The organism is Streptomyces sp. NPDC093544 (genome assembly GCF_040683495.1).
Lineage (GTDB): Bacteria > Actinomycetota > Actinomycetes > Streptomycetales > Streptomycetaceae > Streptomyces.
In genome coordinates this window covers 97,733-115,241 of the sequence record NZ_JBFBEA010000014.1, presented here as the reverse complement: position 1 = coordinate 115,241, position 17,509 = coordinate 97,733, and the positions used below count along the sequence as shown (strand labels likewise).

Here is a 17,509-nt window from a genome sequence, read left to right as displayed (position 1 = left end):
CTCCGATCGATCGCTGATCAGCAGCGGGACATCACAGGGCGAGGGGTAATCCCGTGTAGTTCGCGGCCAGTTCGGCGGCCGCGGGACGGGATGCCGTGATCCGGCGCAGACGTGCGAGCTGCACCTGGCGTTCGAAGGCATCCCCGTCTGGATGAGCGTGCAACATCCTAGTCATGTCGTACGAGAAGCGGGTGGCCTGCCAGACTCTGTCGAGGCTCAACTCCGAGTACCGGTCGAGGAGTTCGGCCGAGCCCGTGCGGTGCAGCGCCGCGAAGCCACGCGCCAGTACCCGAACGTCGGACACCGCGAGGTTGAGTCCCTTGGCGCCGGTCGGCGGCACGATGTGGGCGGCGTCCCCGGCGAGGAAGAGCCGTCCGTAGCGCATCGGCTCGTGGACGTAACTCCGCATCGTCGTCACAGACTTGGACGTGATGGGACCGCGCTCCAACCGCCAGTCGCCGTCGATCGCGAAACGCGAGGCGAGCTCGTCCCAGATGCGCTCGTCGGGCCAGTCGTGGACATCGGTGCCGTTCGGGACCTGGAGGTACAGCCGTGACACGGACGGTGAGCGCATGCTGTGCAGGGCGAAGCCCCCGTCACCGCGCGCGTAGATCAACTCCTCGCAGGAGGGCGGCACGTCGGCGAGGATCCCGAGCCAGGAGTAGGGGTAGTCGTGCGCGTAAGTGCGGCTCGCCCCGGCCGGGAACGCCTCGCGCGCGATGCCGTGGGAACCGTCGCAGCCCACCACGTAGTCGCAGCTCAGGGTCTGCTCGCGCCCCTGGTGCACAAAGCGGACGAGGGGTGCGTCGCTGTCCGGCTTCTCGATGGCGATCGCCTCGGCCTCGAACAACAGCGTTGGTCCGTCGGCGAGTTGGAGGGCGATGAGATCCTTGACGATCTCCGTCTGGGCGTAGATCGTGACAGTACGGCCACCGGTGAGGGTGGGAAAGTCGATGTGATGGCGTTCGCGGTCGAAGCGCAGCTCGATGCCGTGGTGGATCAGACCCTCGGCGTCCAGCCGGTCTGCGGCGCCGCCCTCGCGCAGCGCGTCGACCGTGCCCTGCTCCAGCATCCCGGCGCGCTGGCGCTGCTCGGCGTACGCCCGGGTCCTGCCCTCCAGGACGACACAGTCGACGCCCGTCAGGTGCAGCAGCCGGGCCAGCAGCAGCCCGGCGGGACCCCCGCCGATGATGCCGACCGTGGTCCGCATGGCGCGCCTCCGTGTCCGATTCAGCCGGAGAATAGTCCCCATTCAGCCGGGGAACAGTCCCAGCCTCTCTCAGCTCGACTCGCGATGCACGATTCTCGCGCCCAGCACCTCGTGCGCTTCGGTTGCGGCACCGGGCTCGCGCACCACACGGTCCACCAGCTCGGCGAGATCGCGACCCGAGGGCAGCTCGATGTGCACGGTGCTCAGCCGGGGCCGCAGCAGCCTCCCGAGCATCAGGTCGTCGGCGCCGATGACAGCCGTCTCGTCCGGGATGCCGATGCCCTCGTCCTGGAGCGCGCGGCTCAGCAGCATCGCGTACTCGTCGTTGTAGGCGAACACGGCGTCCAGGTCGAGGGAGCGCCAGCGCGCCGCGAGCCGCGCGGCGGCCTGCTCCTCATACGCGAGCGACAGCTCGGTCACCGTCGCGCCGGTGCCGTGCAGGGCACGTCGTACGCCTTCGAGGCGGGGCCCGGAGAAGACCTCCAGGCCGGCCTCCCGGGGCACCACGACGCCGATGCGGCGCCGGCCACGGGCCGCGAGGTGGGCGCCCGCGCAGTGGCCGACCCGTTCCTGGTCCATGAGCAGCGCGTGCGCGCCCTCGACGCGCTCGGGACCCAGCGTGACCACCGCACGGGCACCGGAGCCTTTGAGGACGGCCACGCCCTCCGGGCCGAGCCTGCTGCCGGGCACGAGTACGGCGACCGGCCGCAGCTCGGCCCAGACACGGGCGGCCTCGTCGTCGTGCAGTCCGGCGCTGCCGTGCTGCACGACGGTGTACTCGAGTCGGCTCAGAGCCCACTGGAGTTCGTTGAAGAACTGGCTGTAGAGCAGGCCCACGGGCACGGAAGGCGCGGGCATCAGGACCACACGGCTGTGGCCGGCGCGCAGGCTACGGGCGGCGGCGTGCGGGACGTACCCGAGCTCCTTGGCCGCTTCGTGGACACGGCGGCGGGTGGGTTCGCTGATCCGGACGGCACTGGTGTTGTTCAGGACGTACGAGACGGTCGCGCGGGAGACGCCCGCCAGGCGGGCCACATCGGCACTCGTCGGCACGGGTCTTTGTGCGGGCGCCGGCGGGGTGGACTGCTTCGGTATCTGCACCATGACGTGACGCATCCTTGCAGAATCACGGCCCGCGGCTTTGCGTCGGGCGACCCCAGGTGGCCGGAACTCCCCCTTCCGCAAAGGATGTTCGACATCCCGTACCGGACGGCCCGTCCGGAGGTTACCGTTCGGTAGACGACGTGCTTCGGAGGTGTCCGCCGTTGACTCCCGACATGGCTCCAGACACAGCGCCCGACCGTGCCGCAGGTCTGGCCGAATGCGCCCGTTCCCTTGCCGACGGCGAGGTGACCGCGCGCGAGACGGTCGAACGGACGCTGGCCCGGATCGAGGCCACCCAGCCCTCCCTGAACGCCTTCCGCCTGGTGCGCGCCGAAGCGGCGCTCGCCGAGGCCGACGCGGCGGACAGGGAACTGGCCGCCGGGGTGCGAAGGCCGCTGCTCGGGGTGCCCGTGGCGGTGAAGGACGACATGGACGTGGCGGGCGAGCCGACCGCGTTCGGCTGCCGGGGCGAGTTCCCGCCCCAGGACGCGGACGGGGAGGCCGTACGCCGCCTGCGCGCGGCCGGCGCGATCGTCATCGGCAAGACCAACACCTGCGAATTCGGGCAGTGGCCCTTCACCGAGGGACCCGCCTTCGGCGCCACCCGCAACCCCTGGCACGCCGACCACACGCCGGGCGGCTCCTCCGGAGGCTCCGCCGCAGCCGTGGCCGCGGGTCTCGTCCCGGCCGCGCTGGGCTCGGACGGCGCCGGCTCCGTCCGCATCCCGGCCTCCTGGACCCATCTGATCGGGATCAAACCGCAGCGTGGCCGAATCTCGACCTGGCCGCGCCCGGAGTCGTTCCAGGGCATCACGGTCAACGGAACGCTCGCGCGTACGGTCGCCGACGCGGCCCTTCTCCTGGACGCGGCGAGCGGTCAGCACGACGGCGATCTGCACCGGCCCCCCGCGCTGCGCGTGTCGGACGCGGTGGGCCGTGATCCGGGCCGGCTGCGGATCGCGCTGTCGCTCAAGCCGCCGTTCACGGCGCTGCCCGCCCACCTCGATCCCGCCGTACGGGAACGGGTCCTCGCGCTCGCGGAGCGGCTGACGGCGCTCGGGCACGTGGTGGAGGAGGCGGAGCCGCGGTACGGGCAGATCGGGCTGTCGTTCATCCCGCGCGCGACGGTCGGCCTCGCCGAACGGGTACGCGACGCGCCGCGGCAGGACCTCCTCGACCGGCGGAGCCGCGACGCCGCCCGGCTGGGACGGGTCCTCGGCGGAGCCCCGCTCCGGTTGGCCCGCCGGGCCGAGGCCACGCTGCACCGGCGAATCGGCGCCCTGTTCGAGACGTACGACGTTCTCCTCGCGCCGACGACCGCCGCTCCCCCGCCGCGCGTCGGCTCGATGGTGAACCTGAGCGGCTTCGGCACCGACCGGGCCATGATCGCCGCGTGCCCGTTCGCCTGGCCGTGGAACGTGCTGGGCTGGGCCGGGGTCAACGTCCCCGCGGGCTTCGTGGGCGACGGCCTGCCCGTCGGGGCGCAACTGCTCGGTCCCGCGAACAGCGAGCCGCTGCTTGTCTCCCTGGTCGCCCAGTTGGAGGCGGACCAGCGCTGGCACGAACTGTGGCCGCCGCCCGCGACCGCCGCGGACTCCCCTGCGTCGTAAGGGAGTTCGTCCGGCACGGCGTAAGGGAGTTCGTCCGCCACGCTGTGACCAGCGGCTACCGCACGTAGTCTGTGACGATGGGCGATGCGTCGATGGTCGGGTTGATGGGGCGGGTCACCGGCACGATCGGGCCCGGGCTTGTCGGCGAGGTGATCGTCCGGGTGCGTGGCGGCGCCGAACATTTTCTCGCGTATCCCTCCATCGCGAAGGACCGCATCGAGCCGGGCACGGTGGTGATGGTGGTGGAGTACCTGCCGCCGCGGACCGTGTACGTCTCCGCGGCGTACGACAGCTGACGCGTCAGCTGTCGTACGACCGTCAACGCATTCTCGGCGTATGGCAGTTGACGTGTCAGCGGGCGTACGACAGCCGACTCGCCCGTGGCGTACGGCAGTTGACGCGCCATTGGCTCGTCTGTGCGCCTCTCGTCCCAGGTGAGAGGCGTATGCGTCAAGATTGCAACAAGGATCCGTCAGCGTCTGTACCCCGGTCTTGCGCAGGAGCACACTCCCCTCGTTCGGTGCCGAAAGGGCACCATCAAAAGGGGGCGTATGCCGATGGTTGTCGGCGTCGTGGCGGGGGCGGTTGTCCTCGCACTCATCTTCATCGTGGTGGTCTTCAAGCTCATGTGGCGGGTCGCTGAGCCCAACGAAGCGCTGATCATCTCCGGTTCGAAGCATCGGACCGAAGGCCTTGAAGAGGGCATGGGATTCCGCATCGTGACGGGGCGCGGCACGCTGGTCATGCCAGGTGTGCAGGCGGTGCGCAAGATCTCGCTCGACCTCAACGAGACCGAACTGCACGTGGACTGCGTGACGCACCAGGGCATTCCGCTCAAGGTGCGGGGCGTGGTCATCTTCAAGGTGGGCGACGACTTCGTGTCGATCGCCAACGCGGGCCGCCGCTTCCTCGACCAGCAGAAGCTGATGTCGGAGCGGGTGCACAACGTGTTCGCCGGTCATCTGCGGTCCATCGTCGGCGGGTTGACCGTCGAGGAAATGATCCGCGACCGGGAGAAGCTGACCGGTCAGACACGGGCCGCCTGCGGGACGGAGATGGAGAAGCTGGGTCTGATCGTGGACTCGCTACAGATCCACGAGATCGAGGATCCGACCGGGTACATCAAGAACCTCGCCATGCCGCACGCCGCGGCCGTACAGCGCGACGCGCGGATCGCACAGGCCGAGGCGAACCGGCTCGCCACCGAGGCCGAACAGAAGGCCGCGGCCCGGATGTCGGAGGCGACCCGGGACAGCGAGATCCTCCAGGCCGGCTACCAGGCCGAGCGCGACAAGGCGTCCGCCAAGGCACAGCAGGCCGGACCGCTCGCGGATGCCGCCGCCCGGCAGGACGTCGTCGTCCAGGAGACGCGGATCGCCGAACTCGAGGCGCAGCGCCGCGAGCAGCAGCTCCAGGCGGACGTCCGCAAGCCGGCCGACGCCAAGGCGTACGAGACGCGCGCACGGGCCGAGGCCGAGCGTGACGCGCGGATCTCCGCCGCGCAGGCCAAGGCACAGGAGACCGAACTCGCGGCAGCCGCCGAAGCGAACCGGGTCAAGGCGGCCGCGGGCGCCGAGGCCGAGGCGACGAAGGCGCGGGGCGCTGCCGCCGCGACGGCGACCCGGGCCACCGGTGAGGCCGAGGCCGCCGCCGCTCAGGCCAAGGGACTCGCCGCCGCCGAGGCGACGCGCGCCCAAGGTCTCGCGGAGGCCGAGGCCATCAAGGCGAGGGCCGCCGCCCTCGCCGAGAACCAGGAGGCCGTGGTCGCCCAGCAACTCGCCGAGAACTGGCCGGAGATCGTCCGTGCGGGCGCGAGCGCCTTCGGCAACGTCGAGCACATGGTGCTGCTCAACGGCGCGGACGGCATGTCGGACATGTTCGCCAAGGCACTCACCATGGGCGGTACGGGGCTTGGCCTGGCACGGCAGCTGCTCTCGTCCATGAACCAGAACGGCACGGGGGCGGAGAGTGGGTCCGCGGGGCTCAACGGCGTTGTGTCGCCGCCGCGTTCGGAGAGGGTGCCGGTGGAACAGGACAAGGCGTGAGGCGCTGAGCTTCGGGGGCAGGGGAGTTGACCTCCCTGCCCCCGGGCTTTGGCCCCCTTGTCCCCGAAGTAACGTGACCCTCGTGACTGCATCGACCGATGAAGACGTCCCGGGCCGTTCCGGCCCCTCCGCGACCACGGAGGCCGAGCCCCGCGAGGTGGGCCGGGTGCGGACCGAGTACTCCCCCGCGCACGACGGTGACCCCGACCCCGGCGAGATCGTCTGGACATGGGTGCCCTATGAGGAGAACGACGGCCGGGGCAAGGACCGCCCGGTGCTCGTCGTCGCCCGGGAGGCCACGGGGACCTTTCTCGCCGTCCAGCTGTCGAGCAAGCGGCACGACGGCGACCGGGAGTGGGTACCGATCGGGAACGGGCCGTGGGACCGCTCCGGCCGGGACTCATGGGTGGACGTGGATCGCGTACTGCGACTGCACGAGGACGGGATGCGGCGCGAGGCGTGCGCGCTGGACCGGATGCGGTTCAACTCCGTGGTGCGCCGGCTGCAGGAGCTGTACGGGTGGCGTTGACCGCTGCGCCGTAGGGGTCGTGGCTTCGCCGCGGGTCCGTCGTGGCTGGTCGCGCAGTTCCCCGCGCCCCCAAAAGGGGGCGCGTCACCCGACCCGGAGCTCGGATACGAACTCCTGCTCGAATGCACCGCGCGTCGCCGATCCCGCCGTACGGTCCAGGACTCCGAACACGACGTGCTCGAAGTACCCCTCGAAGCGGCCCTTGACCAGCAGGCCGTGGAAAACGCCCGCCACCTGCGCCGGGTCGTTCTGGAAGACCCCGCAGCCCCACGCGCCCAGCACCAGCCGCCGGTAGCCATGGGCCGCGGCGGTCTCCAGGACCCGCTCGGCGCGTACCGCCAGGGCGTGCGGCAGTTCGGCCGCGCGCTCCGGAGCGGTGCGCAGGACGACCCCGGCATTGGGTGCCGCGGCCGTCAGGAAACCGGCCGGGTACGGCTCGTCGAGGAGTCGCCCGCGGTCGTCACGGAAGACGGGCACGGCGGGTGAGTGGATGACACGGTCCGTGTAGAACGGATCACGGTGTGCGCGGTGGTGGTCGTAGAACGGCCGGGCCCGCAGCAGGCAGGTGTACAGCGCGGAGGCCCGGCACAGGGCCTCTTCCTGGGCCTGCGCGCCCTTGAGGTAGCCGCCGCCGGGATTGCGCGCCGAGGAGAAGTTCAGGACGGCGACGGGGTCCGTTCCGGCCACCAGCCGCCGGGCGGCCTCCAGGCTGCTCTCGCCCGTGACCTCGTACGTCGTGTCCACGGCGCTGACCTGGGGTGTCTCCACGGGCTGCGGCCCGTACATCCGCGTCCCCGCCCGCGCGGCCTCGATCGCCGCGGCGATCGGCACCTCGCGCCCGTCGGAAGCGCGGTACGAACCCGCCGCGACGATCTCTTCCGTGTGGTGCGCGATACCGCGCAGGCGCGCACTCATGGCGCCACCCCCGTATGCGCCATGAGTGCGTCCCGCGCGATCTCCCCCGTCGTGCTCATGAACGCATCGTGAGCGATGCTGGTCGTGCGGCGCAACAGAGTTTCCCGGGCTTGCAAACAGTGTTTCCCGTCCCTCCAAAGCGGCAAAACGCACCCTTGTGCGAACCGGCGTATGTGGTCTTGGGTGGGACGAGCACTGCCGGTCCGGCGCCACAGATGCCGGTCCGGCGGCATGGTGGAATCTCAGGAGGATCCCGACATGTCCGATTCGGTGAGTGACTGTACGGAGCACCGCTCCACCGTCACCGAGGCCGAGGTGGAAGCGCTGGTCCGAGGCATCTGCTTCAAGACCGGACCACCTCGATATCTCGGCGTCGAAGTGGAATGGCTCGTCCACGAGCTGCGGCTGCCGCAGCTCCCGGTAACACCAGAACGACTGGAAGCGGCCTACGCCGCACTGCGGACCCTGCCCCTGCGTTCGGCGCTCACCGTCGAACCCGGCGGACAGCTGGAGCTCAGCTCCCTTCCCGCCGCCTCCCTGATGGAGTGCATCGGGTCCGTGTCCGCCGACCTCGACGCCGTACGCGCGGTACTGCGCGAGGCGGGTCTCGGCCTCAGTGGTTACGGCCAGGACCCCTGGAACCCCCCGAGTCGCTTCCTCCATGAGCCGCGGTACGACGCCATGGAGCGGTATCTCGACCGCGCGGGCCCCGAGGGCCGCGCCATGATGTGCACCTCCGCCTCCGTCCAGGTGTGCCTGGACGCCGGGTACGAGGAGCCGGGCCCGCTCGGGCACGGGCGCCGCTGGTGGATGGCGCACCAGCTGGGTGCGGTCCTGGTGGCCGCGTTCGCCCACTCGCCGATGGCCCGGGGGGAGCTCACCGGCTGGCGCTCCACGCGGCAGTCGCTGTGGGCGGCGATGGATCCCGGGAGGTCCGACGCGCCGACCCTGGGGCCCGAGCCGCGTGCCGCCTGGGTCGAGCGCGTGCTGGACGCGCCGGTGATGTGCGTACGGGCGCCGGAGGGCCCCTGGGGCGTACCTGACAGCATGACCTTCCGGGAGTGGACCCGCTCCGACAACCCGCCGGACCGGGCCGACCTCGACTACCACCTGACGACCCTGTTCCCGCCGGTGCGCCCGCGGGGCCATCTGGAACTCCGCATGATCGACGCGCAGCCGGGCGACGACGGCTGGATCGTCCCGCTCGCCGTCACGACGGCGCTCTTCGACGACCCGGAGGCCGCCGAGATCGCCTACCGGACCGTCAAGCCCCTCGCGGAGCGTGCGGACTCGCTGCCCGCGCCGCGCAATCCGCTGTGGGAGGACGCCGCACGGCTCGGCCTGACCGATCCCGAGCTGCGCGAGGCCGCCGTCATCTGTTTCGCGGCGGCGGCCGAGGCCCTGCCCCGGCTCGGCGCCACGACCGAGGTCCTGGACGCCGTCGCGGAGTACACCGACCGCTTTGTGGCCCGGGGCCGCTGCCCAGCCGACGATCTGCTCGCCCAACTCCAGGACGGGTCCGACGATCAGCGCCGCGACCAGCCCCGCGATCAGTTCCATGACCAGCACAACGACCAGCGCAACGACCACCCCAATGGTCAGCTCCACGGTCAGTTCCACGGGAAGGACATCGGCTCATGACCGCCCCCGAATCCCTCACGGAATCCGCGTCACCCACGGATCCTGAGTCGCTCAGGGAGCGCGCCCTCGACGCGCTCGTCACCGCCCGCGAGCGCACCGCGCTCCTCACCTCGTGCGTCGAGGAGCCCGAACTGACGGCGCAGCACTCGCCGTTGATGTCCCCACTGGTGTGGGACCTGGCGCACATCGGCAACCAGGAGGAGCTGTGGCTGCTGCGGGCGGTCGCCGGACGTGACGCGATGCGGCCGGAGATCGACGGGCTGTACGACGCGTTCGAACATCCGCGCGCCGAGCGTCCCTCGCTGCCGCTGCTGCCGCCCGGGGAAGCCCGCCAGTACGCCGCCGAGGTGCGCGGACGGGCGCTGGACATCCTGGAGAGCACCGCGTTCGGCTCCACCCGGCTGACCGAGGCCGGCTTCGCCTTCGGAATGATCGCGCAGCACGAACAGCAGCACGACGAGACCATGCTGATCACCCATCAGCTCCGCAAGGGACCGGCGGCCCTGACAGCTTCGGACCCCGCGCCCGCGCCCCTGTTCACCGGACCCGCCGAAGTCCTCGTTCCGGGCGGCCCGTTCACGATGGGCACGTCCACCGAGCCGTGGGCGCTGGACAACGAAAGGCCCGCGCACCAGCGCATGGTCCCGTCGTTCTTCATCGACACCACTCCGGTGACGAACGCCGCGTACCAGGCCTTCATCGCGGACGGCGGTTACGGCACCGCACGTTGGTGGGCGCCGGAGGGCTGGGACCACATCCGGTCGCACGGCATCGAGGCACCACTGTTCTGGCGCCGCGAAGGCGGGCAGTGGCTGCGGCGCCGCTTCGGCGTCACCGAGCTGGTGCCGCCCGACGAGCCGGTGCTGCATGTCAGCTGGTACGAGGCCGACGCGTACGCCCGCTGGGCTGGGCGGCGGCTGCCCACCGAGTTCGAGTGGGAGAAGGCGGCCCGCCACGACCCGGCGTCCGGCCGCTCCACCCGCTACCCGTGGGGCGACGCCGACCCCACCCCCGAACACGCCAACCTGGGGCAGCGCCATCTGCGCCCGGCCCCGGCAGGCAGCTATCCGGCCGGTGAATCCCCGCTCGGAGTACGGCAGTTGATCGGCGACGTGTGGGAGTGGACGTCGAGCGAGCTGTCGCCCTACCCGGGGTTCGCGGCCTTCCCGTACAAGGAGTACTCGGAGGTGTTCTTCGGGCCGGACCACAAGGTGCTGCGCGGCGGTTCGTTCGCGGTGGACTCGGTCGCCTGCCGGGGTACGTTCCGCAACTGGGACTATCCGATCCGGCGGCAGATCTTCTCCGGGTTCCGTACGGCCCGCTCGGGCGACGCCTGATGTGCCGTCACCTGGCGTTCCTGGGGCCCCCGGAGGCGATGGGCAGCCTGCTCGTGGAACCGCCGCACAGCCTGTTCCGGCAGTCCTGGACACCCCGGCGGCAGCGGCATGGCACGGTCAACGCCGATGGTTTCGGGGTGGGTTGGTACGCGGATGGCGACCCGGTACCCGCCCGTTACCGCCGTGCGGGGCCCATCTGGGGCGACCAGTCGTTCGCCGACCTGTCCCGTGTCATCAGGACCACCGCGCTGCTCGCGGCGGTCCGGGACGCGACCTTGGCGGGCGCGGACGGGGAAGCCGCCGCGGCGCCCTTCGCCGCGGGACCCTGGCTGCTCAGCCACAACGGCGCGGTGCTCGGGTGGCCGCGCTCCCTCGCCCCGCTCGTCCAGGGCCTGCCCGCCGTGGAGTTGCTGTCGATGGAGGCGCGCTGCGACTCCGCGCTCGTCTGGGCGCTGCTGCTGCACCGGCTGCGCGAGGGCGACGGCGAGAGCCAGGCGCTGGCCGACACGGTCGTCGAGGTGGCCGAGGCGGCGCCCGGGTCCCGCCTCAACCTGCTTCTCACCAACGGTGATTCGATCACGGCGACGGCGTGGGGCGACACCCTCTGGTACCTCACCGAGCCCGGCCACCGCACCGTCGTGGCTTCCGAGCCGTACGACGACGACCCGCGCTGGCAGGAGGTGCCGGACCGCACGCTGCTGTCGGCGACCCGCGACGACGTCCTGCTCAGCCCGCTGAAGGATCCGCACGCCCCCATGGCATCCGCACCATCGAAGGAGCCCCGCACGTGAGTCCGTTCCTTCTCACCCGCACCCTGACCGAGGGCGCCACGGAGGCCGCCCTGCGCGCCGATGTGCTGCACGGTCTCAACCGCACCCCGAAATCCCTGCCGCCGAAGTGGTTCTACGACGCTCACGGCAGCGAACTCTTCGAGAAGATCACCGAACTGCCCGAGTACTACCCCACCCGGGCGGAGCGCGAGATCCTCATCGCCCGGGCCGCCGAGATCGCCGGGGCGACCGGCGCGCGCACCCTCGTCGAGCTGGGTTCCGGCTCGTCGGAAAAGACCCGGCTCCTGCTCGACGCACTGCCGGGGCTGCACACGTACGTGCCCGTCGACGTCAGCGAATCCGCCCTCACCCAGGCCGGACACGCCCTGATCGCCGAGCGCCCGGAGCTCAGCGTGCACGCTCTGATCGCCGACTTCACCGGCGGTCTCGGCCTCCCCGGCACGCCCGGACCGCGGCTGGTGGCGTTCCTCGGCGGCACGATCGGCAACCTGCTGCCCGCCGAACGCGCCACGTTCCTGTCTTCCGTACGATCCCTGCTGTCGCCCGGTGACGCGCTGCTGCTCGGCACCGACCTGGTCAAGGACGAGTCGGTCCTCGTCGCCGCGTACGACGACGCGGCCGGGGTGACCGCCGCGTTCAACAAGAACGTGCTCAGCGTCGTCAACCGCGAGCTCGGCGCCGACTTCGACCCCGACGCGTTCGAGCATGTCGCCCTCTGGGACGCCGAGAACGAGTGGATCGAGATGCGGCTGCGCTCGGGCACCGAGCAGACCGTGAAGATCCCCGCCCTCGACCTCGCCATCGACTTCACCGAGGGCGAGGAACTGCGCACCGAGATCTCGGCGAAGTTCCGCGAGGAGGGCGTCCGCGGTGAACTGGCCACGGCGGGCTTCGAGTTGGCCCACTGGTGGACCGACCAGGAGGGCCGTTTCGCACTGTCGCTGAGCACCGCCGGGTAGCGGCGGGCACATACGTCATCCACGGTATGCCCCTACACCTCGCGGACCGCCGCGCTGTGGGGCACCGTGGAATGACGCGTGGCACACCCGCCACGGCGGAGAGGAGCACCCGCATGTCCGACCACACGTACCGGGTCACCGAGATCGTCGGCACCTCCCACGAAGGCATCGACCAGGCCATTCACAATGGCATCACCCGCGCCTCGCAGACCCTGCGCGGGCTGGACTGGTTCGAGGTCACGCAGGTCAGGGGGCAGATCGTGAACGGGCAGATCGAGCACTACCAGGTCGGTCTGAAGGTCGGCTTCCGCCTGGAGGACGGCGCCTGATCATCCCGTAGCCTCGCCGGGCACGGCGGGCACAGCTCCACCGAGGGCCCGGCGGCATAGCTCCACCAGGAACTCGGCGACACAGCTCCCCCGGGAACTCGGCGGCGGCTTTCAGGTCCGCCCCTCCCGCTCCTGCGCGTCCTTCAGCGCCTCGGACGCGCCGGTCCAGCGTGCCCGTACGACCGTGAAGCCCGCCCGCTCCGCGTCCTCGCAGACGAGTTCGTCGTCGTCCACGAGGACGCGGATCTCGTGGTCGCGGGCGAGTCGCCTGAGGGTCTCCAGCTTGGTGCGGCGGGCCGGCCTGCGGTCGTCGTTGCGCCGCATCCAGATGCGGCCTTCGGGCAGCCCCTGTGCGGCGAGCCAGGCGAGGGTGTCGCGGCGGCACCGCTCGGGGCGGCCGGTGACGTAGACCACCTCGCACTCCTCCGCGCTCTTCAGCGCCAGCGCGACGCCTTCGGCGAGCGGCGGATCCTGCGGCGCGGCCGCGAAGAAGGCGTCCCAGTCCCGTGGCTTGCGCTCCAGGAACCGTTGCCGGTGCGCGGAGTCCGCGAGGGTCCCGTCCAGGTCGAACACGGCGAGTGGTCTGCTGCTCTTCTGCGTCACGCGGACCAGACTAGGCAGGGCCTGTGTCGCCCGGAGCGCGATGGCGGCCGATCCCTCGCGTGCACTCGCCCAACTTCCGTCTCCGCGGGCTCTGTTCAGCGCAGCAGCAAGCCCTTACCGTAATGCCTCGCACAGCATGTCGCACAGCATTCGATATATCGAACAGACCGGAGCGGGTGGAGGGACACCGCCGCTCCGGTTCCCCGCCATGCGGAGGTCATCGTGAAGGAGCCGCACATGATCACATCGGACACGCCCGCACAGCCCGATTCGCCCTCCCGCCGCAGCCTGCTGCGGGCCATGGCCGCCCTGCCCGCCACCGCGCTCGTCCTGGGCGGACTGCCCGGAACGCTCGGCACCGCCGCCGCGGCGGCACCCGCCCGGGGCTACGCCACCCGCTACACCATCGTGCCCTTCCTCAACAGCGACGACGGCACCGTCAACGTCTACGAGTCCGACGACGCGACCGACTTCAGACTCCTGAAGGCATCCGCGTACACACCGCCCAGCAACCGGATCCGAGACGCCGGCATCTTCCGGCACACCGACGGCTACTACTACATCACCTACACCACGCACACCTGGCAGGACACCAGCACCACCCTCGGCTTCGCCCGCAGCTCCGACCGGCTCAACTGGACGTTCCTGTACGACTACACGGTCCCCATCACCGATCTCTCGCGCGCGTGGGCGCCCGAGTGGTTCGTCGACAGCGACGGCAGCGTGAACATCATCGTCTCCTGCTCGGTCACCAGTGACGAGTGGGTCTTTACGCCGTATCTGCTCAAGGCCACCAACTCTGCTCTCACGGCGTGGAGTTCACCCGTTGCCCTGTCCGGTATCGGCGCCAACCACATCGACACGTTCATCGTGAAGATCGGCTCCACCTATCACGCGTTCACGAAGAACGAGACGACGAAGTACATCGAGTACGCGACCGCCGCCGGCCTCACCGGCACGTACACGATTCGCCGGACCGGCGACTGGGCGGGCTGGGGCGGCACGCGTGAGGGGCCCGCCCTGGTCCAGCTCGACAACGGCGGATGGCGGATCTTCTTCGACGGCTACGGCGACGGCAGTTACTACTTCAGCGACAGCTACGACACGTTCGCCACCTGGAGCGCCCCGAAGAAACTGCCGGTCGTCTCCGGCACCGCCCGGCACTTCACCGTGATCAGGGAGACGGTCGCCGGCGGCGTGACCCTGCCGACCGGCGTCACCCGTTCCTTCCGGTCGGGCAACTACACCACCCGCCACTGGCAGGAGCAGTCCGCGCTGCTCAACCTGCCCGTGGTGACCGGCTCCAGCACCACCGTGGAGAAGCAGGCGTCCACCTTCACGATCGTGGCGGGCCTCGCCGACGCGAACGGCTACTCCTTCCGGGACGCGGCCGGCAACTACCTGCGGCACTGGGACTTCCGCGCCCGCTTCGACGCCAACGACGCGACGTCGACGTTCGCCAGGGATGCCACGTTCGTCGCCAGGACCGGCGCGAGCACCGGCGCCGTCCGCCTGGAGTCGTACAACTACCCGGGCTACTTCCTGCGCCACTACAACTACCAGCTCCGCGTGGACCTGACGGCCGGCACCGACCTGTTCCGCCAGGACAGCTCCTTCGTCCCTGTCACCGCCTGGGCATGACCAACACCGCGAGAGAGAAGACCAGGATGAGCAACAGCTCGAACCCGTCCCGTCGCGGTGTGCTGGGAGCGATGGCCGCCCTCACCGCCGGCCTGACCATCGGCGCTCCGTCCGCCCGCGCCGCGGACGGAACCGCTTACGTGATGGGCTACTTCACCGAGTCCCCGAACTTCACCGGTGCCGACTACGGCCTCCACCTGGCCGTCAGCACCGACTCCCTCCAGTGGACCCCGCTCAACCAGAACAACCCCGTCGTGACCCCGACCGGAGGCACCGGCGGCCTGCGCGACCCGTTCATCCTGCGCAAGCAGAACAGCACGTTCGTGGTGATCGCCACGGACCTCAAAGGCACCGACTGGAGCCTGCAGAGCCAGTACATCCACGTCTGGGACTCCACCGACCTGCTCTCCTTCAGCAACTACCGCCGGCTGAAGCTGCACGAGATGGCCACCCACAGCTGGGCGCCCGAGGCGTTCTGGGACGCGAGCCGCGGCCAGTACGGAGTCATCTACTCGGCCGTCAACTCCACTGGCCACAACGTCATCATGGTGAACTACACCACCGACTTCGTGACGGCGTCGGCCCCGCAGGTCTTCTTCGACCCCGGCTACGACGTCATCGACGGCGACCTGGCCGTCGGCGTGAACGGCGTGAACTACCTGTACTTCAAGAAGGATCAGACACTGGTGGGCTCCAGGTCCACCTCCCTGACGCCGGGCAGCTTCACCGTGTTCAGCACGCCGGTCGCCCATGGCGGCACCGAGGCCCCGACCCTCGTGAAGTCCCAGACAACCAGCAGTTGGTTCCTCTGGGGCGACACGTACACGCCCAACGGCGTCTTCTACGCCTGGCAGTCGACCGACCTGGCCGCCGGCACCTGGACCGCGGTCGACCAGCGGCTCTACACCCAGCCGCTCAACTCCAAGCACTGCACGATCCAGCCGATCACCACGACCGAGTACGACAACCTCGTGGCGAGGTACGGAACTCCGTCCTGGAACCGGATCAAGTCCTACAACTACCCGGCCCGTTACGTCCGCCACGCCGACTACGTCGGCAGGATCGACGAGTACCCGTTCGACCCGTTCGCCGACTCGCAGTGGAAGCTCGTGCCGGGACTCGCCGACGCCTCGGGAGTGTCCTTCCAGTCGGTCAACTACCCGACCCGCTACCTGCGGCACTACAACTACCAGCTCCGGCTGGACGCCAACGACAGCACGACCGCGTTCACGCAGGACGCCACGTTCTACCGGACCGCGGGCCTGGCCGACACCGCGTGGTCGTCTTTCCGCTCGTACAACAACCCGGACCGTTACATCAGGCACGCGGATTACGTGCTGCGCATCGATCCCATCGCCACCGCCGCCGCCAGGGCCGACGCCACGTTCTCGGTCGGCCACTGACCCTCCTCGTCCCCAGGAGACACTCCCATGTCACCTCACCGCAGACTTCTCGCCTGTCTGGCAGCGGCAGCCGCCACCCTGGGCGGACTCACGGCGGCCGCTCCCCCCGCGGCCGCCGCCGACTCGGGCACGTTCAACGTGCTCTCCTACAACGTCGCCGGACTCCCGGAAGCCATCTCCAGCGCGCCGACACCCCGTGAGTCGAGCACCACGACGATCGGGCAGCGGATCGCACCGTACGACATCGTCCACGCGCAGGAGGACTTCAACTACCACGCCTACCTCTACGCCGCCGACACCGCGCACGCCTACCGCACGGCCACCAGCGGCGGCGCCAGCACAGGCAGCGGCCTCAACACCCTGTCGAAGATCTCCTACGACGCCGACGACTTCGAACGGGTGGGCTGGAACTCCTGCCAGCTCGACTCGGGCGACTGCCTCACCCCGAAGGGCTTCACGTTCATGCGGGAGCGTCTCGCCGAGGGCGTCTACGTGGACTTCTACAACCTGCATACCAACGCCGGTACCAGTGACGGCGATCTGGCCTCACGCGCGGACAACCTCAACCAGCTCACCGCCTTCATCAAGACCCACTCCGCGGGCAACGCCGTCGTGGTCATGGGCGACACCAACACCCGCTACACCCGCTCCGGCGACACGATCGCCGAGTTCGCCGCCGCCAACGGCCTCACCGACACCTGGGTGCAGCTCATCCGCGGCGGCACCCCGCCCGCCAAGGGCAGCGACGCACTGGTCTGCGACCAGACCGGCGCGACCGTGCCCAACACCTGCGAGGTCGTCGACAAGATCCTCTACCGGGGCAGCAAGCTGGTCTCGCTCGACGCCACCGGCTACAACAACGAGCACGCGGGCTTCCTTGCCTCCGACGGCCTCATGCTCTCCGACCACGACCCGATCACCGCCAGGTTCACCTGGTCGCGCAACTCCGGCTTCCAGCTGAGCGACCAGTTCGGCGGTCCGCACGGTGACTACTTCACCGACATCGACAGTGTGCCGCCCGGCGCCCGCGCCACCACCGTCTCGCTACGCGCCGGTTCACGCGTCGACCAGCTGGCGTTGACGCTGAGCAACGGCACGACGCTGGCGCACGGCGGCACGGGCGGCACCGCGTCGTCCCTCACCCTCGGCAGCGGTGAGTACGTCACCTCGGCGCAGCTGTGCCAGGGCGTGAAGGACGGCCGGACCAGGATCTTCTATACGAAGTTCACCACCAACCTCGGCCGGGGCCTGGCCGGCGGCACGACCACCTCAGACTGCGTGACCCGCACCGCGCCCTCGGGCTGGCAGATCGCCGGCTTCCACGGCCGCACGGGCGACGAGGTCGACAAGATCGGTTTCGTATACACCCAGCGCTGACCGGCTCCCCGTCAC

General features: G+C 70.2%; 16 protein-coding genes. 12 read left to right on the top strand and 4 right to left on the bottom strand.

Features of this window, described 5'->3' with window-relative positions:
* Positions 1-31 precede the first annotated feature (31 nt).
* Both AB0N66_RS22340 and AB0N66_RS22335 read right to left on the bottom strand, forming a co-directional pair.
* Positions 32-1,210 carry a 4-hydroxybenzoate 3-monooxygenase gene (locus AB0N66_RS22340; protein WP_365437795.1) on the bottom strand — a complete coding sequence of 393 codons (1,179 nt, stop codon included), beginning with the start codon at positions 1,208-1,210 and terminating at the stop codon, positions 32-34.
* A gap of 69 nt (positions 1,211-1,279) precedes the next feature.
* Positions 1,280-2,314: a LacI family DNA-binding transcriptional regulator gene (locus tag AB0N66_RS22335; protein WP_365437792.1), complete on the bottom strand. Its 1,035-nt coding sequence runs from the start codon at positions 2,312-2,314 to the stop codon at positions 1,280-1,282.
* Positions 2,315-2,487: 173 nt separating this feature from the next.
* On the opposite strand from AB0N66_RS22335, the gene AB0N66_RS22330 reads away from it, so the two are divergent.
* From AB0N66_RS22330 to AB0N66_RS22315, 4 genes are all read left to right on the top strand, one after another.
* Positions 2,488-3,924 (top strand): amidase, encoded by a 1,437-nt coding sequence (locus AB0N66_RS22330; protein WP_365437789.1) that lies wholly within the window; start codon positions 2,488-2,490, stop codon positions 3,922-3,924.
* 71 nt (positions 3,925-3,995) lie between these two features.
* Entirely contained in the window at positions 3,996-4,220 is a 225-nt protein-coding gene (locus AB0N66_RS22325; protein WP_365437786.1) for a hypothetical protein, read from the top strand.
* 255 nt (positions 4,221-4,475) lie between these two features.
* Entirely contained in the window at positions 4,476-5,969 is a 1,494-nt protein-coding gene (locus AB0N66_RS22320; protein WP_365437783.1) for an SPFH domain-containing protein, read from the top strand.
* 82 nt (positions 5,970-6,051) lie between these two features.
* Positions 6,052-6,498, top strand: a complete 447-nt coding sequence (locus tag AB0N66_RS22315; RefSeq protein WP_365437780.1) for a type II toxin-antitoxin system PemK/MazF family toxin — start codon at positions 6,052-6,054, stop codon at positions 6,496-6,498.
* An 84-nt stretch (positions 6,499-6,582) separates the two neighbouring features.
* On the opposite strand, the gene AB0N66_RS22310 is transcribed toward AB0N66_RS22315, so the two are convergent.
* Positions 6,583-7,413, bottom strand: coding sequence for a TIGR02452 family protein (locus AB0N66_RS22310; RefSeq protein ID WP_365437777.1), 831 nt, complete (start codon positions 7,411-7,413; stop codon positions 6,583-6,585).
* Positions 7,414-7,671: 258 nt separating this feature from the next.
* On the opposite strand from AB0N66_RS22310, the gene egtA reads away from it, so the two are divergent.
* From egtA to AB0N66_RS22285, 5 genes are all read left to right on the top strand, one after another.
* Positions 7,672-9,054, top strand: a complete 1,383-nt coding sequence (egtA, locus tag AB0N66_RS22305) for an ergothioneine biosynthesis glutamate--cysteine ligase EgtA (RefSeq protein WP_365437774.1) — start codon at positions 7,672-7,674, stop codon at positions 9,052-9,054.
* Positions 9,051-10,391 carry an ergothioneine biosynthesis protein EgtB gene (gene egtB / locus AB0N66_RS22300; RefSeq protein WP_365437771.1) on the top strand — a complete coding sequence of 447 codons (1,341 nt, stop codon included), beginning with the start codon at positions 9,051-9,053 and terminating at the stop codon, positions 10,389-10,391. Before egtA ends, egtB begins: the two co-directional genes overlap by 4 nt.
* Positions 10,391-11,182, top strand: coding sequence for an ergothioneine biosynthesis protein EgtC (egtC, locus tag AB0N66_RS22295; RefSeq protein ID WP_365437768.1), 792 nt, complete (start codon positions 10,391-10,393; stop codon positions 11,180-11,182). The genes egtB and egtC overlap by 1 nt, the downstream gene beginning before the upstream one ends.
* Positions 11,179-12,141 (top strand): L-histidine N(alpha)-methyltransferase, encoded by a 963-nt coding sequence (egtD, locus tag AB0N66_RS22290; RefSeq protein WP_365437765.1) that lies wholly within the window; start codon positions 11,179-11,181, stop codon positions 12,139-12,141. Before egtC ends, egtD begins: the two co-directional genes overlap by 4 nt.
* Positions 12,142-12,254: 113 nt before the next feature.
* Entirely contained in the window at positions 12,255-12,470 is a 216-nt protein-coding gene (locus tag AB0N66_RS22285) for a dodecin (RefSeq protein ID WP_365437763.1), read from the top strand.
* Positions 12,471-12,581: 111 nt separating this feature from the next.
* Here the strand turns inward: AB0N66_RS22285 and AB0N66_RS22280 are convergent, their stop codons facing one another.
* On the bottom strand, positions 12,582-13,091 hold the full coding sequence (locus tag AB0N66_RS22280; protein ID WP_365438117.1) for an HAD family acid phosphatase: 510 nt from the start codon (positions 13,089-13,091) through the stop codon (positions 12,582-12,584).
* Between the two features lie 219 nt (positions 13,092-13,310).
* Here AB0N66_RS22280 and AB0N66_RS22275 point away from each other — a divergent pair, with 219 nt between their 5' ends.
* The 3 genes from AB0N66_RS22275 to AB0N66_RS22265 are packed head-to-tail and all read left to right on the top strand — an operon-like array spanning position 13,311 to position 17,494.
* Complete coding sequence (locus tag AB0N66_RS22275) at positions 13,311-14,714, top strand: glycoside hydrolase family 43 protein (RefSeq protein WP_365437760.1); 1,404 nt, start codon at positions 13,311-13,313, stop codon at positions 14,712-14,714.
* 26 nt (positions 14,715-14,740) lie between these two features.
* The gene (locus tag AB0N66_RS22270) at positions 14,741-16,117 is read left to right on the top strand and encodes a glycoside hydrolase family 43 protein (protein ID WP_365437757.1); all 1,377 of its coding nucleotides are present in this window, start codon (positions 14,741-14,743) and stop codon (positions 16,115-16,117) included.
* Between the two features lie 27 nt (positions 16,118-16,144).
* Positions 16,145-17,494, top strand: a complete 1,350-nt coding sequence (locus AB0N66_RS22265) for a jacalin-like lectin (protein ID WP_365437754.1) — start codon at positions 16,145-16,147, stop codon at positions 17,492-17,494.
* The last annotated feature ends 15 nt before the right edge of the window (positions 17,495-17,509 follow it).

Coding starts and splice junctions, on each gene's coding strand:
- egtC (WP_365437768.1), top strand. CDS start 10,391: ATGTGCCGTCACCTGGCGTTCCTGGGGCCCCCGGAGGCGATGGGCAGC.
- AB0N66_RS22320 (WP_365437783.1), top strand. CDS start 4,476: ATGCCGATGGTTGTCGGCGTCGTGGCGGGGGCGGTTGTCCTCGCACTC.
- AB0N66_RS22285 (WP_365437763.1), top strand. CDS start 12,255: ATGTCCGACCACACGTACCGGGTCACCGAGATCGTCGGCACCTCCCAC.
- AB0N66_RS22330 (WP_365437789.1), top strand. CDS start 2,488: ATGGCTCCAGACACAGCGCCCGACCGTGCCGCAGGTCTGGCCGAATGC.
- AB0N66_RS22265 (WP_365437754.1), top strand. CDS start 16,145: ATGTCACCTCACCGCAGACTTCTCGCCTGTCTGGCAGCGGCAGCCGCC.
- AB0N66_RS22340 (WP_365437795.1), bottom strand. CDS start 1,210: ATGCGGACCACGGTCGGCATCATCGGCGGGGGTCCCGCCGGGCTGCTG.
- AB0N66_RS22310 (WP_365437777.1), bottom strand. CDS start 7,413: ATGAGTGCGCGCCTGCGCGGTATCGCGCACCACACGGAAGAGATCGTC.
- egtB (WP_365437771.1), top strand. CDS start 9,051: ATGACCGCCCCCGAATCCCTCACGGAATCCGCGTCACCCACGGATCCT.
- AB0N66_RS22335 (WP_365437792.1), bottom strand. CDS start 2,314: ATGGTGCAGATACCGAAGCAGTCCACCCCGCCGGCGCCCGCACAAAGA.
- AB0N66_RS22270 (WP_365437757.1), top strand. CDS start 14,741: ATGAGCAACAGCTCGAACCCGTCCCGTCGCGGTGTGCTGGGAGCGATG.
- AB0N66_RS22275 (WP_365437760.1), top strand. CDS start 13,311: ATGATCACATCGGACACGCCCGCACAGCCCGATTCGCCCTCCCGCCGC.
- egtA (WP_365437774.1), top strand. CDS start 7,672: ATGTCCGATTCGGTGAGTGACTGTACGGAGCACCGCTCCACCGTCACC.